At 62.8% G+C, this 20,851-nt stretch carries 19 protein-coding genes, 3 pseudogenes and 1 other annotated feature; of the genes and pseudogenes, 13 read left to right on the top strand and 9 right to left on the bottom strand.

The annotated features are described in order from the left end of the window. Window positions 1-201 precede the first annotated feature (201 nt). Window positions 202-1,131, top strand: coding sequence for a DUF2493 domain-containing protein (locus ACIDOCELLA78_RS81585; RefSeq protein ID WP_201727684.1), 930 nt, complete (start codon window positions 202-204; stop codon window positions 1,129-1,131). Window positions 1,132-1,205: 74 nt separating this feature from the next. Here the strand turns inward: ACIDOCELLA78_RS81585 and ACIDOCELLA78_RS81580 are convergent, their stop codons facing one another. After that, on the bottom strand, window positions 1,206-1,415 hold the full coding sequence (locus tag ACIDOCELLA78_RS81580) for a hypothetical protein (RefSeq protein WP_201727683.1): 210 nt from the start codon (window positions 1,413-1,415) through the stop codon (window positions 1,206-1,208). Between the two features lie 318 nt (window positions 1,416-1,733). Between ACIDOCELLA78_RS81580 and ACIDOCELLA78_RS81575 the strand changes: the two genes are divergently transcribed. The 3 genes from ACIDOCELLA78_RS81575 (at window position 1,734) to ACIDOCELLA78_RS81565 (ending at window position 4,567) form a co-directional block, all read left to right on the top strand. Beyond that, window positions 1,734-1,916, top strand: a complete 183-nt coding sequence (locus ACIDOCELLA78_RS81575; RefSeq protein ID WP_201727532.1) for a hypothetical protein — start codon at window positions 1,734-1,736, stop codon at window positions 1,914-1,916. 160 nt (window positions 1,917-2,076) lie between these two features. Next, window positions 2,077-2,129, top strand: a sequence feature (sul1 is cis-regulatory element that is thought to sense ions involved in sulfur or methionine metabolism; They are found in Alphaproteobacteria). Between the two features lie 93 nt (window positions 2,130-2,222). Then, a complete protein-coding gene (locus tag ACIDOCELLA78_RS81570; RefSeq protein WP_201727531.1) occupies window positions 2,223-3,707 on the top strand; it encodes a SulP family inorganic anion transporter in 1,485 nt (494 codons plus the stop codon). Window positions 3,708-3,718: 11 nt separating this feature from the next. Then, on the top strand, window positions 3,719-4,567 hold the full coding sequence (locus ACIDOCELLA78_RS81565) for a universal stress protein (protein WP_201727530.1): 849 nt from the start codon (window positions 3,719-3,721) through the stop codon (window positions 4,565-4,567). A 419-nt stretch (window positions 4,568-4,986) separates the two neighbouring features. Here the strand turns inward: ACIDOCELLA78_RS81565 and ACIDOCELLA78_RS81560 are convergent. Then, window positions 4,987-5,112, bottom strand: a pseudogene (locus ACIDOCELLA78_RS81560) (ATP-binding protein); the annotation flags it as partial. A 227-nt stretch (window positions 5,113-5,339) separates the two neighbouring features. Here ACIDOCELLA78_RS81560 and istA (ACIDOCELLA78_RS81555) point away from each other — a divergent pair. After that, window positions 5,340-6,866 carry an IS21 family transposase gene (istA, locus tag ACIDOCELLA78_RS81555; RefSeq protein ID WP_201727680.1) on the top strand — a complete coding sequence of 509 codons (1,527 nt, stop codon included), beginning with the start codon at window positions 5,340-5,342 and terminating at the stop codon, window positions 6,864-6,866. 17 nt (window positions 6,867-6,883) lie between these two features. Then, a complete protein-coding gene (gene istB / locus ACIDOCELLA78_RS81550; RefSeq protein ID WP_201727488.1) occupies window positions 6,884-7,630 on the top strand; it encodes an IS21-like element helper ATPase IstB in 747 nt (248 codons plus the stop codon). A 144-nt stretch (window positions 7,631-7,774) separates the two neighbouring features. Here istB (ACIDOCELLA78_RS81550) and istB (ACIDOCELLA78_RS81545) read toward each other — a convergent pair. From istB (ACIDOCELLA78_RS81545) to ACIDOCELLA78_RS81525, 5 genes and pseudogenes are all read right to left on the bottom strand, one after another. Then, a pseudogene (gene istB / locus ACIDOCELLA78_RS81545) lies at window positions 7,775-8,473 on the bottom strand (IS21-like element helper ATPase IstB); the annotation flags it as partial. Beyond that, window positions 8,463-9,992 (bottom strand): IS21 family transposase, encoded by a 1,530-nt coding sequence (gene istA, locus ACIDOCELLA78_RS81540; protein ID WP_201727493.1) that lies wholly within the window; start codon window positions 9,990-9,992, stop codon window positions 8,463-8,465. The pseudogene istB (ACIDOCELLA78_RS81545) and the gene istA (ACIDOCELLA78_RS81540), both read right to left, overlap by 11 nt. Before the next feature lie 90 nt (window positions 9,993-10,082). Further along, complete coding sequence (locus ACIDOCELLA78_RS81535) at window positions 10,083-10,439, bottom strand: LysR substrate-binding domain-containing protein (protein ID WP_249674927.1); 357 nt, start codon at window positions 10,437-10,439, stop codon at window positions 10,083-10,085. A 192-nt stretch (window positions 10,440-10,631) separates the two neighbouring features. Further along, a pseudogene (locus ACIDOCELLA78_RS81530) lies at window positions 10,632-10,784 on the bottom strand (LysR family transcriptional regulator); the annotation flags it as partial. Between the two features lie 92 nt (window positions 10,785-10,876). Continuing rightward, on the bottom strand, window positions 10,877-12,052 hold the full coding sequence (locus ACIDOCELLA78_RS81525; protein WP_201727528.1) for a Fic family protein: 1,176 nt from the start codon (window positions 12,050-12,052) through the stop codon (window positions 10,877-10,879). Window positions 12,053-12,772: 720 nt separating this feature from the next. Between ACIDOCELLA78_RS81525 and ACIDOCELLA78_RS81520 the strand changes: the two genes are divergently transcribed. The 3 genes from ACIDOCELLA78_RS81520 to ACIDOCELLA78_RS81510 all read left to right on the top strand — a co-directional run bounded on the left by ACIDOCELLA78_RS81520 (window position 12,773) and on the right by ACIDOCELLA78_RS81510 (window position 15,009). Beyond that, complete coding sequence (locus ACIDOCELLA78_RS81520; RefSeq protein ID WP_201727527.1) at window positions 12,773-14,086, top strand: site-specific integrase; 1,314 nt, start codon at window positions 12,773-12,775, stop codon at window positions 14,084-14,086. Window positions 14,087-14,314: 228 nt separating this feature from the next. Further along, window positions 14,315-14,857 carry a DUF6088 family protein gene (locus ACIDOCELLA78_RS81515; protein ID WP_307850849.1) on the top strand — a complete coding sequence of 181 codons (543 nt, stop codon included), beginning with the start codon at window positions 14,315-14,317 and terminating at the stop codon, window positions 14,855-14,857. Further along, window positions 14,854-15,009: a hypothetical protein gene (locus ACIDOCELLA78_RS81510; RefSeq protein ID WP_201727525.1), complete on the top strand. Its 156-nt coding sequence runs from the start codon at window positions 14,854-14,856 to the stop codon at window positions 15,007-15,009. Before ACIDOCELLA78_RS81515 ends, ACIDOCELLA78_RS81510 begins: the two co-directional genes overlap by 4 nt. 81 nt (window positions 15,010-15,090) lie before the next feature. Here the strand turns inward: ACIDOCELLA78_RS81510 and ACIDOCELLA78_RS81505 are convergent, their stop codons facing one another. Both ACIDOCELLA78_RS81505 and ACIDOCELLA78_RS81500 read right to left on the bottom strand, forming a co-directional pair. Continuing rightward, on the bottom strand, window positions 15,091-16,107 hold the full coding sequence (locus ACIDOCELLA78_RS81505; protein ID WP_201727524.1) for a nucleotidyl transferase AbiEii/AbiGii toxin family protein: 1,017 nt from the start codon (window positions 16,105-16,107) through the stop codon (window positions 15,091-15,093). Then, window positions 16,100-16,693, bottom strand: coding sequence for a DUF6088 family protein (locus ACIDOCELLA78_RS81500; RefSeq protein WP_201727523.1), 594 nt, complete (start codon window positions 16,691-16,693; stop codon window positions 16,100-16,102). The genes ACIDOCELLA78_RS81505 and ACIDOCELLA78_RS81500 overlap by 8 nt, the downstream gene beginning before the upstream one ends. Before the next feature lie 231 nt (window positions 16,694-16,924). On the opposite strand from ACIDOCELLA78_RS81500, the gene ACIDOCELLA78_RS81495 reads away from it, so the two are divergent. The 4 genes from ACIDOCELLA78_RS81495 to tnpB all read left to right on the top strand — a co-directional run bounded on the left by ACIDOCELLA78_RS81495 (window position 16,925) and on the right by tnpB (window position 20,846). After that, window positions 16,925-17,887, top strand: coding sequence for an ArdC family protein (locus ACIDOCELLA78_RS81495; protein WP_201727522.1), 963 nt, complete (start codon window positions 16,925-16,927; stop codon window positions 17,885-17,887). Between the two features lie 224 nt (window positions 17,888-18,111). Further along, window positions 18,112-20,052 (top strand): ParB/RepB/Spo0J family partition protein, encoded by a 1,941-nt coding sequence (locus ACIDOCELLA78_RS81490; RefSeq protein ID WP_201727521.1) that lies wholly within the window; start codon window positions 18,112-18,114, stop codon window positions 20,050-20,052. Between the two features lie 24 nt (window positions 20,053-20,076). Beyond that, the gene (gene tnpA, locus ACIDOCELLA78_RS81485) at window positions 20,077-20,502 is read left to right on the top strand and encodes an IS66-like element accessory protein TnpA (protein WP_201727520.1); all 426 of its coding nucleotides are present in this window, start codon (window positions 20,077-20,079) and stop codon (window positions 20,500-20,502) included. Further along, on the top strand, window positions 20,499-20,846 hold the full coding sequence (gene tnpB, locus ACIDOCELLA78_RS81480) for an IS66 family insertion sequence element accessory protein TnpB (RefSeq protein WP_201727519.1): 348 nt from the start codon (window positions 20,499-20,501) through the stop codon (window positions 20,844-20,846). The genes tnpA and tnpB overlap by 4 nt, the downstream gene beginning before the upstream one ends. Window positions 20,847-20,851: the final 5 nt, after the last annotated feature.

Here is a 20,851-nt window from a genome sequence, read left to right as displayed (position 1 = left end):
ACCGGCAACCTTGTGGGCCGACTATTTTCCGTCGGCGGCAAAGCCGCCTTTACATCGCGAGACAAAATAGTCGGCCCCCTTCGGTCCTCCGCCGAGGCTCCGGCCCGCAGCTCACGCTGCGGGTGCAGGTCCGCTCCGCCCGCCGCCTTCGTCGCCATGAAGGCCGCGATGGGCGCGGCCGATCCGACGAGGAAAGCCGCGATGACCACCGACAACGACGACGATTTCGAGCCGCGCCACAGCGCATCCCCGACCGACCAAGTCCTCCACGAACTCCAGCTCTATGGCTACCGTCCCTTCCACGACGAACCCGACCCCAGGCCGCTTCCCGAAGCACAGATCCTCGCCGGCAGCATCGCCGACATCTTCGACGCCCTCGTGGTGGCGCTGTTAGACACGCGCCTCGAACCCGACCTCGAGGACCTGCTCTGGTCGACGGTGAATGTCTTCCACCGCGCCATCGACCGGATCGAGCGCGAACTCGACGACAACGAGCTGGCGCAGCATCGCTCGCAACGGGAACAGGATGGCAGTGAGGTCAAGTCCGTCGAGCTGGAGCGCCTGACGGCGGAAGGGCAGACGCTGATCGAACGCCGCAACGCCTTCGAGCTGATGCGCGACCAAGCCGCCGACCAATTCGAGCACCACACCCATTCGGCCTGGCGGCCCCGCAACGGGTCGAAGGTCAACCATCGCAACCTCACCGCGGCGATGATCGACAGCCGCGACTTCCTGGCCGCGAAGAGGCGCGCCGACAACCAGGTGCTCCTGCCCGCGGGGCCGAAGGTGGCTCTGACCGGCGGGCTCGACTTCAACGATCACCGGCTGGTCTGGGCCAAGCTCGATCAGGTCCACGCCAAGCATCCGGACATGGTGCTGCTGCACGGCGGCTCGCCAAAGGGCGCCGAGCTGATCGCCGCCAAATGGGCCGACAACCGCAAGGTCCCGCAGATCGCCTTCAAACCTGACTGGACGAAACACGCCAAGGCCGCGCCGTTCAGGCGCAACGACGCCATACTGGAGGTCCTGCCGATCGGTGTGATGCACTTCCCCGGCACCGGCATCCAGGACAACCTCGCCGACAAGGCCAAGAAGCTCGGCATCCCGGTCTGGAAATTTGGCGGCGCGTGAGCGCCGCCTTGCCCTTTCTGCACAGTGACGTGAATCCGCAGAGGTGGATTATCGGCTTTCCGCAAAACCGCCTTTCAATCCGGTTCACCCGTGACCGCGATCCGGGCCGCGTGAGCATAGTGCGCCAACTCCGTATCGTTCTCGATCAAGCCGTCGAGGAGCGCCTTCATGTCGCTCTGATCGGACGCCGATTGAAAAGGCCCTGGCTGCCGCTCGATCGCCAACACCGCAATGGCGAGCGCCTTCTTCACCAGGTGCAGGTCGCGTCCCGTGAACTCCGCCATGCCGCGCACCTCGACCGTCACTTCGTCTCGAGAGCACACCTTAGCTGATCGGCCTGCGCACCGTGAGGGTGACGAGGTTCCACCCGCTGGCGGCGGGCTTTCAGACGCGGCTCCTGCCGGCGGTCGCCGTCCCTGCGTCTATCAGCGCTGATCCTTGGTCCGTCCGCGGGCCTGACGCCATCAACCCGCAAGGGGTCGGCTTACGCTGGAGCGTGCCGCCGCTTGTCTTCGCCTGCGCGGTGATCGCGGCCCTCGGCCGGACACATCGGGCGCCTGTCGCGCGGGGATGGTCCCCGCCTCAGCACAGGAGCCGGATCAATGTCTCAAGCCCTCGCATTCGCCAACGGCTGGAACCTCGCCACCACCCTCATGGTCTGCGTCGTCGTCTTCCATGCTGACACTGGCAACTACGGCGTCATGCTGGCCGCCGAATATGACGGCGATCCCGCTGCCGTCATCCACGATTATGATCCGTGGGAGATTATGGACAGCTCGGACTGAAGAGTCTGGCGATAGCGCAGCCCGGCGCGAGTCGGGCTGCGCATAATCTGGGCGATTCCAACGGGATCGTGATTTGGCGCGGTCGCGCGCGATGCGCTGGAGCGCGATGCGTTCGCACTTGCAGCAAAAATGAACGTACGCTAGAAGGAATGCGCAGTTCGTCGGACCCGGTTTTTCGGGTGGCTCGGCCCGGCGCCAATCCCCGGGGCAACCAAAGCATCGCGGCCTCATCGAGGTCGTCGACGCCAGCATGCCGCTTTATCGAGCGAGCGCGGCGGGTGCTTTACTTTCAGTACTGAACAATAAATGCCAAGTTTCGCCTCCATTCGACGCGATTGGTTCGCCAATCCGCGCGCCGACATCCTTGCCGGGATTGTGGTCGCCCTGGCGCTGATTCCGGAAGCAATCGGGTTTTCTGTCATCGCCGGCGTTGATCCTCGGGTCGGCCTATACGCCTCCTTCTCGATCGCCGTCATTATCGCTTTCACCGGCGGCCGTGCGGGGATGATTTCGGCGGCGACCGCCTCGGTCGCTGTGGTCATCATTCCGCTCGTGCGCGACTATGGTGTAGAGTATCTGTTCGCCGCCACGATCCTGATGGGCGTCTTCCAGGTGATCGCCGGATTGGTTCGGCTCGACCTCCTGATGCAGTACGTCTCGCGATCCGTTATCACGGGCTTCGTCAACGCGCTCGCTATCCTGATCTTCATGGCGCAGTTGCCGGAGCTGATTCACGTGCCACCAATCACCTACGCGTTGGTGGCTGGCGGGCTGGCGATCATCTACCTGTTACCCCGCCTCACCAAGGCAGTGCCGTCGCCTCTCGTCGCCATCGTCATCCTTACGATCATCACCATCTATGGCGGCATCCATGTGAACACCGTCGGTGACATGGGCAAGCTGCCGACATCGCTTCCGGTCTTTGCACTGCCGCATGTGCCCCTGACGTTCGAGACGTTCAGAATCATCCTTCCCTATTCGCTGACGATGGCGGCCGTGGGCTTGCTCGAGTCGATGCTGACAGCTCAGATCGTGGATGACTTCACCGACACGCCCTCGAACAAGGCCCGAGAGATGCGCGGCCAAGGCATCGCCAACTTCTTCACCGGCTTTCTCGGGGCCATGGGCGGCTGCGCGATGATCGGCCAGTCGGTCATCAACGTGAAGTCGGGTGGCTCGACGCGTCTGTCCACGCTGGTCGCGGGCGTGTTCCTTCTCTTCCTGCTGGTGGTGCTCAATCCACTCGTCGCACGTATTCCGATGCCCAGCTTGGTCGCGGTGATGATCATGGTCTCGATCGGCACCTTCTCCTGGCGATCGATCAAGGATATCCGCCGTCATCCCTGGCAGTCTTCGCTGGTGATGGTGGCCACCGTTGTGATTGTGGTGTGGACCGGAAACCTGGCGGCGGGCGTGGTCACCGGCGTCGTGCTGTCCGGCCTGTTCTTCGCCTCAAAGGTCAAACGCATGTTCATCGTGACATCCGCGCTATCGGACGATGAACGCACACGCACCTACAAGATCTCCGGGGAGATTTTCTTCGCGTCGGCTGAACGCTTCGCCGAAGCGTTCGACTTCAAGGAGGTGTTGGACCGTGTGGTCATCGATCTCAGCGATGCGCACTTCTGGGACATCACGGGTGTCGGGACGCTCGACAAAGCCGTGATCCGCTTCCGACGCGCAGGAACGGAGGTCGAAGTGGTTGGCTTGAACGAACCGAGCGCGGCGATGGTCGAGCGCTTCGCTGTCCATGACAAGCCGAATGCTGAAAAGCTTCTGGCGTCGCATTGAGGAGAGATAAGATGGAGAACGTTCTCGCCTGTATCGACGCCTCCAGCTACGCCGCCTCGGTCTGTGACCTTGCCGCCTGGGCCTCTCGAAAGCTGGAACTGCCGATCGAGCTTCTTCACGTGGTCCAGCGCAAGGACGCCGTTGCCGAACGGCACGACCTTTCGGGCGCGATCGGACTCGGCGTCAAGTCCAGCCTGCTGGAGGAGCTCACACAACTTGAGGAAGCCGACGCCAGGCTTCAGGTCGAGCGGGGGCGGGTTTTGATTACTACCAGCACGGAGCGGTTGAAGGCGGCCGGCGCCGTTGATGTGAAGCCGCTTCATCGGCACGGAGGCATCGTCGAGACGATCCTGGAGCGCGAGGCCGAGGCGCGGGTCGTGGTAATCGGCAAACGCGGCGCCAGCCACGAATTTGCGCAGGATCATATCGGCTCGAAGGTTGAGCGCGTCGTACGTGCGAGCAACCGGCCAGTCCTCATCGCTTCCCGCGCCATAGAAACTCCGCGAGTTGTCGTGCTCGCCTATGACGCCAGCCAGGCTGCAGGCCGCGCGCTCGAACGCTGCGCCAACTCGCCGCTATTCCGCGGCCTGCCCGTCCATATCGTGTCGGCCGGTGCCGAGGACGACAAGCATCGCGAGTTGCTCAACGATGCGCTTACCAAGCTCGAGGGTCGCGACGTGACCACAACCCTCCGCCAAGGCAAGGCCGAGGAGGTGATCACCAACGTTGTGGGGGCGACACCGGGCGCGATCTTGGTGATGGGTGCTTATGGTCACTCACCGCTCAGGACCCTGATCGTTGGCAGTACGACAACCGCGATGATCCGCACTGTCCGCGTGCCCGTGCTGCTCATGCGCTAATAGTGCTATCGCAGAGCCAGTCGTTTCACGTTGAAATGCACATAATCCAGAGGCCTGCTCGAAATCCCCAGAATGGAGATCGAGCATGCCGACACCCTCACGACTTCAGATCAGGATCGAAGATCCAGATAATGTTCTCTGGCCCATCATGGGCTTCTACACCGACTATCTCGTGCGCAGCCGTTATGGAGCTAAGCGCCGTCGCCGATATACGGCCTCAGCTCTTCACTTTGGCGACTGGCTACATAGCCAGGGCGCTGGACCAGGCGACATCGACGAGACTCGGATAGGCCGGTTCCTCACGGGTCACTTGCCTACCTGTTCATGCGATCATCCGACCCCGCACTGTTGATTTCCGCTGAGATCTGACCCGGGAATTCCATCGAGATTTGACCCGCCCATAGTTTATGATTTGAGTTTCATGATGGGGTCAAGGCTGGATTTTTCTCCTTTCGTTTTTGGGATTTCTGCACGGAGCTATTTTTGAACCTGAAGCTGTCATTTCCGGTCTCGAGGATATGGCAGTGGTGGGTGAGGCGATCGAGGTGCTGATTCCGGGCTCAATTCGCCCGGGATTCCGAGATTAACTCGCCCGGGATTCCGGGAATTATTCGCCCACCTATTCCGAGATTAATTCGCCCACCTGTTCCGACTTTTATTCGCCCAGGCGGGCGGGGTTGGCCGGGTTGGCTTGAGGTCTCTGCTGGCTGGTTCAGGTTCCCTCCCTTTGGCTGATCGAGGGAGCGGATGAATGCCAGTGGAGCGGATTGCGATGCGCGATGTGCGCGAGATTGTCAGATTGAGGATGGCGGGGCTTTCGACCCGCCAGGTGGGGATCCGGGTCGGGGTTGCGGCATCGACGGTGCGCTTGACGCTGCGGCGACTGGAGGCGGCCGGGCTCGATGGGCCAGGGGCTCTGGCGCTGTCCGAAGCGGCATTGGAAAGGCGCTTGTTCGACGGCGCGGTGGGCAAGCGGCCGGGGCATCGACGTGTGGATGAGCCGGACTGGGGGCGTATCCGCCGCGAGTTGCAGCGCAAGCACGTGACGCTGTCGATCCTGTGGGACGAGTATATTGCCGAGCACCCGGATGGGTATCGCTACAGCCGGTTCTGCGAGCTCTACCGGAGCTGGGAAGCCCGGCTACCGGTGACGATGCGCCAGACCCACGCATCGGGCGAGAAGCTGTTCGTCGATTATGCCGGCGACACGGTGCCGGTGGTGATCGACCGGCTCACCGGCGAGACGCGTGCGGCCCAGATCTTCGTCGCCGTTCTCGGCGCATCGAGCTTCACCTATGCTGAGGCGACCTGGACCCAGACCCTGCCGGACTGGATCGAGGCGCATAATCGCACTCTGGCAGCAATTGGCGGCGTGCCGGCGCTGCTGGTGCCCGACAACGCCAGGGTCGCGATCATCCGCGCCTGCCTCTACGATCCACAGGTCAACCGGACCTACACCGATATGGCGCGCCATTACGGCACGGCCATTCTCCCGGCGCGGCCGCGGCGGCCGCGTGACAAGGCGAAGGTCGAGGTGGCGGTTTTGCTGGCGGAGCGGTGGCTGCTGGGCAAGCTGCGCAACCGGGCATTTTACGGCCTCGCCGAACTGAATGCCGCGATCGCTGAATTCTGCCGCTGGCTGAACGAGGAGCGGGTCGTCCGTCGCCTGGGGGCGACAAGACGGCATCTGCTGGAAACACTCGATCGTCCCGCGCTGAAGGAACTGCCGGCCGAACCCTATGTGCTGGCGCAATGGCGGCGCCGGCGGGTCGGCATCGATTATCACGTCGAGATCGAGAAGCATTTTTACTCCGTCCCCTACCGGCACGCCCGCGCCGAGGTCGAGGCCCGGTTCACCGTGCGCACGGTCGAGATCTTTCTCCGTGGCGAACGGATCGCCGTGCACGCACGCAGGCCGGGTAACGGCAAACACACGACGATCGCCGAGCACATGCCCTCGAGCCACCGGCGTTATGGCGACTGGACCATCGCACGGATCCATCAGGAAGCCGCACGGCTTGGTCCCTCGGTCGCGACACTCTGCACCCTGATCCTCGAACGCCGGCCTCATCCGGAGCAGGGGTTCCGCGCCTGCATCGGCATCCTTCGCCTGGCCCGCAGTGTTGGCGCCGACCGGCTCGATGCCGCGGCCGAGCGCGCGCTCACCATCGGCACCCTGACCTACGGCTCGGTCAAATCCATCCTCGATAACCGGCTGGAGCGAGCCGCCGGCACCGCCAGTCCCGATCCCACCCCGATCCGCCACCCCAACATCCGGGGCGGCGGATATTTCCACTGATGACAAGGAGAAGCCTCATGCTGAACCATCCGACCCTCGATCAGATCCACCAGCTCGGTCTTGCAGGCATGGCCCGCGCGTTCACCGAGCTGCACGCCAATCCCGAAACCCCCAGCCTCAGTCACGCCGAATGGCTCGGTCTTCTGCTCGACCGCGAGATCACCGTCCGACGTGACAAGCGGTTGAGCACAAGGCTGCGCCATGCCAGGCTGCGCCATGACGCTGCAATCGAGGATGTCGATTACCGGAGTGCCCGCGGCCTCGATCGGGCTCTGTTCCAGAAGCTGATCCAGGGTGAGTGGATCGACGCGCACGACAATCTCGTCCTGAGCGGGCCGACAGGGGTCGGAAAATCGTGGCTGGCCTGTGCCCTCGGTCACAAGGCATGTCGCGATGACAGGACCGTGCTCTATCAGCGCGCCCCCAAACTCTTCGCAGAACTCGCGGTCGCCCGCGCCGAAGGGCGTCACGGCCGGATGATCCGCACCCTCGGTGCCGTCAATCTACTGATCCTCGACGACTTCGGCCTTGCTCCACTCGACGCCGGCGCCCGTCACGACCTGCTCGAGATCGTCGAGGATCGCTACGGCCGCCGCGCCACCATCATCACCAGCCAGATCCCCCCGGCGCATTGGCATGAGCTGATCGGCGATCCGACCTACGCCGACGCCATTCTCGACCGTCTGCTCCACAATGCCCACCGCATCGAACTCACCGGCGAAAGCCTGCGCAAGATCCGCAAGCAAACCCCAAAAACCGCTTGACCCAACGAGAACAGGAGAGCAACGAAATCAACAGCCACAGAGACCGCTACCCGGGCGAATAAATCTCGGAATCCCCGGGCGAATAAACGTCGGAATCGTGGGCGAATTAAAATCGGAATCCATGGGCGAATTCTCCGGAATCCGCATATGGCAGTGGTGGGTGAGGCGATCGAGGAGCGCGGTGGTCATCTTGGCGTCGCCGAAGACGGCGGACCATTCGCTGAAGCTCAGGTTGGTGGTGATGACGACGCTGGTGCGCTCGTAGAGCTTGCTGAGCAGATGGAACAGCAAAGCTCCGCCTGAGGCGCTGAAGGGCAGATAGCCAAGCTCATCGAGGATGACGAGGTCGGCATGGATCAGACGGCCGGCGATTTGCCCAGCCTTTCCCTGAGCTTTTTCCTGCTCCAGAGCATTGACCAGCTCGACGGTGGAGAAGAAGCGGACGCGCTTTTTGTGATGCTCGACGGCCTGCACGCCGAGCGCGGTGGCGATGTGGGTTTTGCCCGTGCCCGGGCCGCCGACGAGCACGACATTGTCGGCGGGTTCGATGAAGTCGCAACGATGCAACTGGCGGACCAGGGCCTCATTGACCTCGCTGCTGGCGAAGTCGAAGCCGGCCAGGTCGCGATAGGCCGGGAAGCGGGCGGCCTTGAACTGATAGGCCATGGAGCGGACCTCGCGCTCAGCGGTCTCGGCCTTGAGCAACTGGGAGAGTACCGGGATGGCGGCTTCGAAGGCCGGGGCACCCTGCTGGGCCAGTTCATCGACGGCCTGTGCCATGCCGTGCATTTTGAGGCTGCGCAGCATGATGACGAGCGCGCCGGTGGCGGGATCATGACGCATGGCGGGCCTCCTCAGATTGGCGCAAGCTATCGTAGCGCTCGACGTCAGCCTTGGGTTCATTGGCCAATGTCAGTGCCTGTGGCGCGGTGATGACCGGAAGCGGAGCCTGTTTGCCGTCGATCAGCCGGTGGAGCCGGTTGATGATATGCGTCTTGGACGGCACGCCGTCCTCCAGCGCCAGTTCCACCGCCACCAACACCGCCTGCTCGTCATGGTGCAGCACCAGGGCCAGGATCTCCACCATCTCCCGGTCACCGCCAGGACGGCGCAGGAGATGTTGCTGCAGCCGCTTGAAGGCATCGGGCAATTCCAGGAACGGCGCACCGTTGCGCAAGGCGCCCGGCTTGCGCTGGATCACCGCCAGATAATGCCGCCAGTCATACACAGTGCGCCCTGGGCCGTTGTGCGTCCGGTCGATGATGCGCGGATGCTCGCAGATGATTTGCCCCTCCGCCGCCACCACCAGCCTGTCGGGATAGACCCGCAGGCTGACCGGCCGGTTGGCAAAAGAGGCCGGCACGCTGTAGCGGTTACGCTCCAAGTGGATCAGGCAGGTCGAGGAGACCCGCTTGGTGTGTTCCACGAACCCATCGAACGGACGGCCCACAGGCATGAGGCTCTCAACCTCGCTGGCCCAGACATCGGCAATGGTTCCCGGCTCGTTGCCATGCGCGGTCTGCTCCCACAGCTCCCGGCAGCGCCGCTCCAGCCAGTCGTTCAGGGCGTCCAAGCTTTCGAACGGAGGCATGGACTGCCACAGGCGGTGGCGTGCATCCTGGACGTTCTTCTCAACCTGCCCCTTCTCCCAACCGGCGGCCCGATTACAGAACTCGGCCTCGAAGAGATAATGGCTGGTCATCGCCAGGAAGCGGGCGTTGACGCTGCGCTCCTTGCCACGGCCGACCTTGTCAACGGCGGTGCGCATGTTGTCGTAAATCCCGCGCCGCGGTACGCCGCCGAGAGCTTGGAAGGCGTGGTTATGCGCGTCGAACAACATCTCATGTGTCTGCAGCAGATAGGCCCGAACAATGAACGCCCGGCTATGCGACAGTTTGGTGTGCGCCACCTGCAACTTGACGCGGACGCCACCGATGATCGCAAAATCTTCGCTCCAGTCAAACTGGAACGCCTCGCCAGGCGCAAAGGCCAAGGGCACGAAGGTTCCCCGGCCGGCGGTCTGCTGCAGCCGTTGGCACTCCCCCTTCCAAGCCCGGGCAAAGGCCGCCACACGATTGTAGGAACCGTCATAGCCCAGGCTGACGAGATCACCGTATAGCTGCTTGACCGTCCGCCGCTGCTTGCGCGGCCGGCCAGCTTCACGGCGCAGCCACGCCAAAAGCTTCTCGGCATAAGGATCAAGCTTGCTCGGCCGGTCCGGAACCTGAAACTTCGGCTCAATCACATCAGACCGAAGATATTTGCGGATCGTGTTCCGCGACACGCCTGTGCGCCGGGAAATCTCTCGGATCGGCACATGCTCACGCTTATGCCACCGGCGGATAATGCTCAAAAACGCCATGTCCAACACTCCGTTCGCCCCCGCCTCTTCCAGACGGGGAAACAGTCAAACATGGGTCAAATCTCAGTGGAAAAATCCGGCCTTCCCGGGTCAGATCTCAGCGGAAATCAACAGGGAGCCCACCGCATGACGAAGCTTCGCTGTGAGCAGCCCTTCCAATTCCGGTCCAGGGCCTTGCTGCGGGACGAGGAACTTTTCATTTGCAAGATCCGCCCAGCGAATCCTCGGATTTTGGCCAAGTGCATGATGCTCGGGGAAAGCCACGATCACCCGCTCGCTCCATAGTGGAAGCACGCGGCCGTCCCACGCCGTCGCTTGGCCGGTCATGATCGCAACATCGACGGCGTTGCCCGCGAGGGCGCAAAGTAGCCGCTCATGGCTTCCATCGACCGTGCGCACATCCACATCCGGAAAGCGCCGATGGTATTCGACCAGCGTCGTGTGCATGTTCCCTGCCGAAGGGGAGGCATGAACGCCGATCGCCAGCAGGCCAAGTTCGCCACGGCTCCTGCTCCTGAGCCGCTGGAGTTCCGTATCCACGTCATCAAGTATCCGCTTGGCGCTCGCGACGAACTCCAGGCCTACCGTGGTGAGGCGGGTGCCCCCATTCGTCCTTTCGAACAACACCACGCCGAGCTGGCGCTCGATCTCGTGCAGCCGGCGGCTCAGGGTCGATTGGCGTATGTTCAGAGCTTCCGCTGCCTGTCGCAGGCTGCGGTGCTGTGACGTTACGAGCGCCAAACGCAAATCACGAAGCTCTATATCCACGCCGTTCACATCGTCGGCCCGCATACGCGCCGACGCCTCCTACAAACTTTGCCGCCCCTCCCTGTTCGCCTCCATCTCGATATACGTTGCGCTTGGTTTCGATTTCCCCCGGCGCGTCATGCCGGCAACGGATCCGTGCCGCGATCGAGCAAGGCCAGATAGTCCGAATAGGCGTAGATCCGGCCGCGTTGCCGTCCCGTGGTCTCGCGCACGACGTTGATCTTGGCGAGGTTTTCCAGCGCCGTGCTGGCGGTCGGGAATGAGACGGCGAGTTTTTCGGAGACAGTCTGGATGGTGACGATCGGGCTGGCTTGCATCAATTCGTGGACGCGGAGCGCGGATGGGGCCGCGCGGCCGAGGCCGGCGATCTGCTGTCGGTGAGCATCGAACATGGCGATCAGATCGCGCGCCGTCGCGGCGGCTTGTTCCGCGGTCTCCGCGACGCCGGTCAGGAAGAACTCCATCCAGGTCTCCCAGGTCCCAGCCTGGCGGACCTCCTGCAGGAGCCGGTAATAGTCGTCGCGCCGGGTCTTCAGGAACAGGCTGAGATAGAGGATTGGCTCGCGCAGCACCCCCGCCTCGCACAGGATCAGCGTGATGAGAAGCCGACCCAGGCGCCCGTTGCCGTCGAGGAAGGGGTGGATCGTCTCGAACTGGACGTGGGCCAGGCCCGCCCGGATGAGCGGAGGCAGCGCCGCATCCTCGCTGTGCATGAAGCGCTCGAGCGCATCGAGGCATTCGTCCAGTCGATTGGGCGGCGGCGGCACGAACAGGGCGTTGCCGGGCCGGGTTCCGCCGATCCAGTTCTGCGAGCGGCGGAACTCGCCCGGTTGCTTCGCGGCGCCTCGTCCCGACTTGAGCAGGATGGCGTGCATTTCGCGAATCAGCCGGAGTGACAACGGAAATCCGCCGCGCATCCGGGAGACGCCATGCTCGATCGCCGCGACGTAATTCGAAACCTCGGTCACGTCGTCGAGTTCGACGGCCGGCGCCTCATGATTTTCGAACAGCAGCAGATCCGACAGCGAGGATTGCGTCCCCTCGATCTGAGAGGACAGCAGGGCTTCCTTGCGGACGTACATGTAGAGGAACAAAGGCGTCGAGGGCAGGATCGTCGTCACACCGTCGAGACGCCCGACCGCGGCGATGGCGCGCTCATAGACCTGCATGAATCGCCCGAGTTCGAGCGGCGGATTCGGCGGCAGTGGCGCAGGTACATAGGCGCGCACGCGCTCGCCTCCCGCGCTCGTTTCGACATAGGCCCCGAGCCTTTGGTTCTCTCCGTTCGTCACAAGCGATCCTTTAATTAGCCTTACCGCTATTAAAGCATATCGCCATATATCTTAATAGCGAGCGGGGCTAATTCAAGGCTGCCAGCATGCTGGGCACCCGCACGGAAAGGGGTCTGAGACCGCGATAGGAACCGACGCGGTTGAAGCGGTAAGTCCCGGCCCATTGGACTGGCACCGCGCCGTCATGCGCGAGATCGCGGAGATCCATTCACACAATGCGATTCCCCGCCGGTGCTTATCCGAGTTGCTTACCCGCCTGCGGACGGCCCTTGGGGTAAGCGCGGATCCGTAGGCTGAGCTCGCCGTTCGTTGCCATGCACTGACAACGCCAGATCCAGCGCTAACAATGGCATCGGCCGCCAAAAACCGGTCTTCGCGAGCTTACCCCTTGCTTACCCGATATACAGCGGCACCCCAGGTAAGCAAAAACGGCCCCGAAGGGCCGTCTTTATCTCTCTGATTTTCCTAAGAAAACTTGGAGCGGGCGAAGGGATTCGAACCCTCGACCCCAACCTTGGCAAGGTGCCCGAGTAGCCTACGCCAGTGTATCCGGCTTCCCGCTAGAGCAAGCGTTTATAGGATAAATCAACTAGATAGCCACGAACATCTCTGCCGTCAGTATCCCGACCTACCCCGCGACTTGCTTTCAAGTGCTTGGAATTTGCTTCGTTGAGGTCTATAATCGGCTAATTCTAAACAAACTTCCAGTAGGTGCCTGATATGGCTGGAGAAAAGCTCACCAAGCGCGTCGTGGACGCCCTCAAGGCTCCGGAACCTTCGAAGGTTGGGGTCAAGGTTCGGGAGAGTTTCCGATGGGATCGCGAGCTGCGAGGCTTCGGCGTCCAAGTCATGCCGTCGGGCCTCAAGAGCTTCGTCATCCAGTACCGCACCCCCGAGGGCAGGCCCCGACGGGTAGTGATCGGGCGCTATGGGCTGATGACCGTCGAGGAGGCTCGTATCATCGCCCACGAGAAGCTCGTCGCCGTGTCCAAGGGCATCGACCCTGTCGCCGATGAAGCTAAGGCGGCGAGACTCCTGACCGTCGCCGAAATTTGCGATTGGTACATCGTCGAGGCTGAGACCGGGCGCATCCTCGGCCGGCGCCGACGCGCCATCAAGGCGTCCACCTTGGCGATGGATCGGAGCCGTATCGAGGCCCACATCAAACCTCTGCTCGGGCGCCGGCAGATCGGCTCGCTCAAGCTCGGCGACATCGAAGGTGCGCAAGCCGACATTGCCGCGGGTAAGACGTCGAAAGCGCGCGTCGGCAGCCGTGGCGGCGCCACGACCGGCGGCGAAGGCGTCGCGGCGCGGACAATATCGACGCTCCACGCCATCTTCGAACATGCCGTGCGCCTTGGACGGATCGAAGCCAATCCCGCCAAGGGCGTTCGAAAGCTCGCCGCGCAGCCCCGTGAGCGGCGTCTCAGTCGCGCGGAGATCGAGCGGTTGGGCAAGACGCTTCGCGCCGTCGCCGAGGAGGGGGAGAATCCGACCGGACTTGCGGCCATACGCTTCCTGCTGCTCACCGGCTTCCGACGCATGGAGGGCCTGGGACTGCAACGCGCATGGCTGGATGAGGAAGAAGAGGCGATTCGGTTCCCTGACACCAAAAGCGGTGCGCAAACGCGGGTGATCGGGCGTGCCGCCATCGAGCTGTTGCTCGGTCAACCAAAAACGAAATCGCCCTACTTCTTTCCAGCTGATTGGGGCGGAGGCCATTTTGTCGGCGTGGTGCGCGTGCTTGATCGCGTCTGTGAAAAGGCGCGGCTGGCCGACATCACGCCGCACACCTTGCGCCATACCTTTGCCAGCCTGGCCGGCGATCTAGGTTTTTCCGAATTGACCATCGCGGCACTGCTCGGTCACTCGGCCCGCGGCGTCACCCAGCGCTACATCCACATTGATGAAGCGCTCAGAATGACTGCCGACCGTGTGGCTGCAGAGATGGCTGGTATCCTTGACGGCCGGGCGACACCGGCGCGCACAAGCGGCGATCGCGCCGAGCGGCGCCTGGAAGCCGCCATCTCATGAGCATGGAATAGGGTAAGTGTCAGGCGACTATTTGTGCGAAATGTGTAGCAAACTTCGGACTATCTTTGGCGCCTTGCCGCCGCCGTGTTCCCAGCGCCAGCGTCGGAATAAAGCAACATGTTTCGGTCAACCCGTGAAGGCGTCCGAAAAATGTCGTATCGTTTGGACATGGCGGATATTCGCCCCCAATACCGACAGTAAGAATGATGGCGCCGGTGGTTCTCGTGCATCTGTCGTAGCAAGCGATATGGCGTTCGAGTAAAGTGGGCACAGCGGGGTGTCCTTCGCGCCCAGCTGCTCGATCGAATCGCGTCAGACCCAGAGGAGGTTTGGACGCCAAGCGACTTCGTGGATCTCAGCAGCCGCGCCGCCGTGGATAAGACGTTGCAGCGTCTCGTCCCCTCCGGAGAGCTTCGCCGCATTGACCGGGGGCTCTATGACCGGCCCCGCAAAAGCAGTCTGACGGGCCACACAACCGTTCCCGACTATCGGGCCGTCATCCGCGCCGTGACACGTCGCGATCAAGCTGGCGCCGTAGTGGACGATATGACCGCCGCCAACGACCTCGCCCTCACCACAGCCGTGCCGGCCCGCATCGAGGTCCTCGTCGATGCTCGCCTGAAGCACATCAAGCCCGGCAATCGGGAGATCCACTTCAAGTACGCAGCACCCAGCCGCCTCTTCTGGGCTGGTCGGCCCGCCATGCGGGTTGTTCAAGCGCTCCACTGGATGCAGGACTGCTGGACAACGACGATGAGCGGGCGCGGGTGAGCGCCGCACTGCACCGTCTATTCGCCGATCCCAGCCACGGACAAGCGATCCGCGACGACCTGCGGTCTGGCCTGTCGGCCTTGCCGATCTGGATGCATGAGTTCCTCCGCGACCTTCTTAGCCCGAACACCACGGACGGCGCGCGCCAATGACGACCGCCGCCTACCAGCAAATCATTGCCGCGCCGCCGCGCGACCGTCTCGATCTGTTTCTCGCCACCGCCAACCAGTTTCTTATTTGGCCGCGCTGTTCGCGCGCGTGGCTAAATCTGCGCACCGCGCCATGAGCGCCTCGAACGGCTCGGCGTCATCGAAGAGCAGCCCATCCTCGACCATGCTGATATAGTCATCTTCCAACACCTTCGCTCCATCGCCGACCGGTACGAGCATCAAGCCGCCGTTGACCCCCGATGCGTAGTCGATCGGCGCGCGGTCGGCTGCCTTCTCTGCGAAAAACATCGACTTGTGGCGGGCGACGGCGTTGGCCAAGGTGCGATCGGCGATAGCAGCCTCCGCGAAGCCGGCTTCATCCAGCCGGACAACATCGTGCCAGTGTCGTGCGAAGCGGTCGCCGCGCAGCCGTTCCTGGAGGCAGAAGACATGGATGGCGGTCGCCTTCTCCCAGAAGGTCCGCTCGGCGTGCATAACGCGCGGTCGCGCCGTTGGGAATATTAACCCATCCATCAGGCCGGCCGCATCGCAAATGACATCGCGCAGGCTCGCCGGTTCTCCCGTCGAACGGGCGCCGAACTCCAGCATGACGCTGGGCGCCACATAGCCGGACCCAACGGCGGTCGCCTCATAGTCGATAAAGAGCTTACGCTCCTCGACGCGGATCCTCGCTGCAAGTCCTTCGGCGGTGAGAGCATTCGCGATCAAGGGCTGCACGGTTTCCGCGACCCATGCCGGTAACCGCCGACGGACCTCGCTGGACCAGCGCTTCTCCTCGCTTCGCGTCTTCGGCAGCCCTTCGCCATTGTCCCCGACCAGATCGGGCGCAATCGCCCGAATGTCATAGGTCAGATCCACGTCCTCCGAAAACCGGCGAATGATCTGATAGGCTTTCGACAGCGACGTGCCGCCTTTGAAAACCAGATGCTCGCCGAGTGGTGCGGCATAAAGGGTCGCCAGCGACCACACCACCCACACATCCTTTTCAAGAAGATGGGCGGGACGGCCGGATCGGTCGGCCGCGATGCCCAGCGCGTCGCGCCGATCCTGAGCCGAAAGCTGGAGAAAGAAGTCAGCCATACGCCGCCCTTCCGACGCTTTGCGCGAGCCACGTCGGAAGCTGCGGCGCGGCGGCGACCAGTTCGCCGAACACGCCTGGCGGCATTTTCCGCTTCAATGTCGTGAGTGCAGCTTCTGCCCTTTCGGGGCCGAGCCAGGCCAGCGCCCGCACGACCTCCCCCGCCGGACGGTTGGCCAGGGCCAGTTGCCAGCGCGGCGCGTGCCGCAATTCCACGACCTGCTTGCCAAGGTGCATCTTTCGGCTGCGGCCGGAGGTCAGATAGACTGAACGGACGGGCACCTGCGTCGTCAAGCCAAGAGCGTTCGCCGCAGCGGCGCCGTTCGACACGATGATCTCGCCCCTTTGGGTCGCGACAGCCTCAATAGCCTGTTCGACAGACGGCGCGCGCGTGCCGAATCGGCTGGCGACGGGACGCATATAAACGCCGCGGCCGGCACGGATGAGCTGCCCGCGTTCGGTCAGACGCGACAATGCCTGATCCACGGCCGCCCGGTTCCCGAGGTGGAGCAAGCCCTTGGCGGACATAGGGGCGCCTTCGGGCAATCCCGTCGTATGCGCCAAAATCTGTTCGGTCAGTCGCGTCATCGTCTTTCTCCTGTTGGAAATATAGATAAATTTCTGACAGTTTTCAAGGAAGCCATAAAGACAAGTCCGGATAAGCGGGAAAGCCTTCCCCTCCGACCGAGCCTCTCGTCTCGGCCTACCCCTTCTGAGGGGAGATCACGCAACGCCCAAGAGTGAGAGTGCAGATCGGTTTTTCCGTGACGGGTTCGATGTCGCGAGAGAGGCTCGCGGCGCCCGTCGCGGAGATGTGCGATGTCCCGATATACCGAACGCGCCCGCACCGGTCAGGACCGGGCGGGGCTCTATGCCGAAATCACTGACAAAATCATCGCTGAGTTGGAGGCTGGCCGGGCTCCATGGGTCCAGCCCTGGGGGACGATTGCGGCAAAAGCCCCGCTATCCATGCCCAAAAATGCCTCGACCCAACGTTGCTACACCGGGATCAATGTGTTGATTCTCTGGGGTGCTGTTATCGAGCACGGCTTTGCCGGCCAGAGCTGGCTGACCTTTCGTCAAGCGCTCTCGCTCGGTGGCCATGTGCGCAAGGGTGAGCGCGGCACAATTGTTGTTTATGCTGACCGATTCACACCGGACGATGAACGCCGCCGCGCGGCGGAAGTTGGCGAGGAAGCGCAAGCCATCCCGTTCTTGAAACGCTTCACGGTGTTTAACACCGCGCAGTGTGAGGGGCTGCCGGATCAAATAACCGCAACGGCGCCACCGGTCGAAACCGATCTCGTTCTGCCGCAGGCGGAGGCGTTGATCCGGGCAACCGGCGTTGATTTCCGGATCGGCGGTGAGCGAGCCTTCTACGATCCTCGCCATGATTTCGTGCGGGTGCCGCCACCGCAAGCCTATTTCGAGCCGATCAACTGGCATCGGACCGCCCTTCACGAAATCAGCCATGCTAGCGGCCATCCCTCGCGCCTGAACCGCGATCTGACCGGATCATTCGGCTCGAAGAAATATGCGTCTGAGGAGCTCATCGCCGAAATTTCGGCCGCCTATTTATGCGCATCGCTCGGCATCGCGCCGACGGTGCGCCATGCCGATTATATCGGGGCCTGGCTTGAGGTGCTGCGCGAGGATAACCGGGCCATCGTGCGTGCTGCCAGCGCCGCGTCGAAAGCGGCCGACTACATACTGGGGTTTCGATCGGATACGGCCGGAGCGGCTCCGGCAGCTGTAGCCCATGATGGGATGCAAGCCGCCTAAGATCATTGCGCCCGCCTTACCGGGTTTCAGCGGGAACGTACACCCAGATAACCGCGTTTCCGCCTCTCCGGTTTGCCGAGTTTCCTTTTGTCCGGTGTTGCGATTTTCCGGTTCTCCGGCTTACCGGTTGCACAGCGAAGCAGAGTGAAAGGACGGCGCAAAAATTCGTGACGGTGCAATCGGTTGGGAGAGTGGCTTCCAGCGGCCCGTCGCGGAGAAAAATCATGGCCAGTGCCATTCAGAAAATCACCCTCAGCGCCTCGCGCGATATTCCGTTCAACAAATTGATCCTCAGCCAATCGAATGTCCGCCGGATAAAGGCCGGGATTTCGATTGAAGAACTGGCGGAGGACATTGCCCGGCGCACTTTGCTGCAAAGTCTCAGCGTGCGCGCTGTCATCGATGCTGACGGGCTCGAAACCGGCATGTTCGAGGTCCCGGCCGGTGGGCGGCGGTTTCGGGCGTTGGAATTGTTGGTCAAGCAAAAGCGCCTGGCCAAGACGGCGCCGGTTCCGTGCGTGGTGCGCGCGGGGGGGATTGCGGAGGAAGATTCGCTCGCGGAGAACGTCCAACGCGTGGCACTCCATCCGCTCGACCAGTTTCGCGCGTTCCAGGCCTTACGTGAGAAGGGGCTCGGCGATGAAGAGATCGCGGCGCGGTTCTTCGTGAATGCCAATGTGGTGAAGCAGCGCCTGCGCCTTGCGGCAGTCTCACCCAAACTGCTCGATCTCTATGCTGAGGACGGCATGACGCTGGAGCAATTGATGGCCTTCACCGTCACCGGCGACCATGACCGCCAGGAACAAGTTTGGGAGTCTCTCGCGCATGCCTATAACAAGGAGCCCTACACGATCCGCCGCCAACTGACCGAGGGGGCGGTTCGCGCCAGTGATCGGCGGGCCTTATTCGTCGGCGTGAATGCCTATGAGGCTGCTGGCGGCGTGATCATGCGCGATCTGTTTCAGCATGATGATGGGGGTTGGCTGCAAGACCCGGCACTGCTTGATCGGTTGGTGGCCGAGAAGCTTCGCAGCGAAGCCGAAATTTTGCGCGATGAAGGCTGGAAATGGATCACCGTCGCGACGGAGTTTCGCTACGGCCATAGCGCGGGCCTGAAGCGCCTGGTCGGCAAGATTGTTGAACTCACCGAGGCGGAGAGCTCAAGCCTTCGGGCGCTGCAGGCCGAGTATGCGACGCTGGAGGCAGATCATGCTGACGCTGACGAATGGCCTGAGGCGGTTGATCGGCGCCTTGGAGAGATCGAAGCCGCTATCGCGGCGCTGGAGAACCGGCCGATCCGGTATGACCCTGCCGATGTCGCGCGGTCGGGTATTTTTGTCAGCATTGATGGAGAGGGAAGCTTGCGGGTCGAGCGCGGCTTCGTGCGACCGGAGGATGAAACGCCCGTCGAGCCAATATCGGTTGAGGGCGAGGATGCGGATGGTGTTGTGACGACGACGGCACCGAGCAACACCGATGCGCCGGTGCACCGCGCGTTGATCACGATTGGTGGCGTATCGGGTGCAGAACCAGAAACGGCCGAGGATGAGAACACCATCCGGCCGTTATCGGATCGGCTGGTGACGGAACTGACTGCCCATCGCACCTTGGCGCTGCGCGACAGCGTGGCGAACGAGCCGCAATTGGCGTTTCTGGCGGTGCTGCATGCGCTCTGCCTCAGCGCCTTCTATCGCTACGCCGCATTCTCCTGCCTGGAGATTACGGCCAAGCAGTCCAGCTTCTCGGCACAGGCGCCGGGCCTTGCCGAAACTGCATCGGCCCAGGCGATCGATGCCCGTCATGCACAATGGGGCAAGCAATTGCCGGAGCAGCCTGCCGATCTCTGGGACGTGCTGATGGGCTTCGATTACGATAGCCAGGCGGCGTTGTTTGCTCATTGTGCGGCTCTGACCATCAATGTGGTTAAGGAACCATGGAACCGGCGAGCCGATGCGCTGGCGCATGGCGATCAACTGGCGCGTGCCGTCAATCTCGACATGGTGGCTGCGGGCTGGAGACCGACGGAGGAGAACTATTTTGGTCGGGTGCCGAAGGCACGGATTCTTGAAGCGGTGCGGGAGGGCAAGGGGGAAACGTATCCATCCGGTGTGAACCGCCTGCCGGTACGGCAAGGAGGCGTGCATAAGAGCGCTGCTACGAGCTGATTCATGGTAAGGGGCGGCGGGCGGATGGAGATTATCACGGGGGTAGAGCGCCGGCGCCGCTGGCGGGATGAGGACAAGCTTCGGATTGTGGCGGAGGCTGAGGCGCCGGGTGCGGTGTTTGCGCTGGTTGCGCGGCGGCACGCGATTTCGAGAGGGCAATTGTGGAAGTGGCGCGGTCAGGTTCGGCGTGGTGAGTTGGTGCCGGTGCCGATGGTACCGGAATTCATTCCGGTGCGGGTAATGGCGAGTGCGGCACTGTCGATGCCGCGGGCGGCAGGCAAGTCAGCTTCGGTGAACGACGCGAGCGTTGATCCGATGTCGCAGAGGCGAGCCACGCGATGCGATGCGAGCCGGATCGAGATCGTGCTGCCGGACGGGACGTGTGTTCGGGTTGATGATGGAGTTGGGGTTGCCGCCTTGCGTCGGGTGCTGACGGCGGTGCGGCGGTGATCCCGGTCTCGGCCGGTGTGCGGGTCTGGCTGGCGTCGGGGCATACGGATATGCGCCGCGGGATGAAGGGGCTCGCGTTGCAAGTGCAAGAAGGTCTGGGACGGGAGCCGTTCTGCGGGGATGTTTTTTTCTTTCGCGGACGCGGCGGGTCGCTGGTCAAGGCGATCTGGCACGACGGCGTGGGGATGTCGCTGTATTCGAAACGCCTTGATCGAGGGCGGTTTATCTGGCCGCAGACTGCGGACGGCGTTGTGTCCCTCACCGCTGGTCAGATCGGTTATCTTCTGGAGGGGATCGACTGGCGAAATCCACAACAAACCTGGCGGCCGCAAGCGGCCGGGTAGGCGCG

The sequence above is a fragment of the Acidocella sp. C78 genome (assembly GCF_907164655.1).
The sequence above is the reverse complement of the archived record's forward strand: the minus strand, read 5'-3'. Positions and strand labels throughout refer to the sequence as shown.

Bases quoted from the DNA above. Each gene is read 5' to 3' on its own strand.
- ACIDOCELLA78_RS81585 (WP_201727684.1), top strand. From the start codon at position 202: ATGACCACCGACAACGACGACGATTTCGAGCCGCGCCACAGCGCATCC.
- ACIDOCELLA78_RS81580 (WP_201727683.1), bottom strand. From the start codon at position 1,415: ATGGCGGAGTTCACGGGACGCGACCTGCACCTGGTGAAGAAGGCGCTC.
- ACIDOCELLA78_RS81575 (WP_201727532.1), top strand. From the start codon at position 1,734: ATGTCTCAAGCCCTCGCATTCGCCAACGGCTGGAACCTCGCCACCACC.
- ACIDOCELLA78_RS81570 (WP_201727531.1), top strand. From the start codon at position 2,223: ATGCCAAGTTTCGCCTCCATTCGACGCGATTGGTTCGCCAATCCGCGC.
- ACIDOCELLA78_RS81565 (WP_201727530.1), top strand. From the start codon at position 3,719: ATGGAGAACGTTCTCGCCTGTATCGACGCCTCCAGCTACGCCGCCTCG.
- istA (WP_201727680.1), top strand. From the start codon at position 5,340: ATGCGCGATGTGCGCGAGATTGTCAGATTGAGGATGGCGGGGCTTTCG.
- istB (WP_201727488.1), top strand. From the start codon at position 6,884: ATGCTGAACCATCCGACCCTCGATCAGATCCACCAGCTCGGTCTTGCA.
- istA (WP_201727493.1), bottom strand. From the start codon at position 9,992: ATGGCGTTTTTGAGCATTATCCGCCGGTGGCATAAGCGTGAGCATGTG.
- ACIDOCELLA78_RS81535 (WP_249674927.1), bottom strand. From the start codon at position 10,439: ATGCACACGACGCTGGTCGAATACCATCGGCGCTTTCCGGATGTGGAT.
- ACIDOCELLA78_RS81520 (WP_201727527.1), top strand. From the start codon at position 12,773: ATGGCTGGAGAAAAGCTCACCAAGCGCGTCGTGGACGCCCTCAAGGCT.
- ACIDOCELLA78_RS81505 (WP_201727524.1), bottom strand. From the start codon at position 16,107: ATGGCTGACTTCTTTCTCCAGCTTTCGGCTCAGGATCGGCGCGACGCG.
- ACIDOCELLA78_RS81500 (WP_201727523.1), bottom strand. From the start codon at position 16,693: ATGACGCGACTGACCGAACAGATTTTGGCGCATACGACGGGATTGCCC.
- ACIDOCELLA78_RS81495 (WP_201727522.1), top strand. From the start codon at position 16,925: ATGTCCCGATATACCGAACGCGCCCGCACCGGTCAGGACCGGGCGGGG.
- ACIDOCELLA78_RS81490 (WP_201727521.1), top strand. From the start codon at position 18,112: ATGGCCAGTGCCATTCAGAAAATCACCCTCAGCGCCTCGCGCGATATT.
- tnpA (WP_201727520.1), top strand. From the start codon at position 20,077: ATGGAGATTATCACGGGGGTAGAGCGCCGGCGCCGCTGGCGGGATGAG.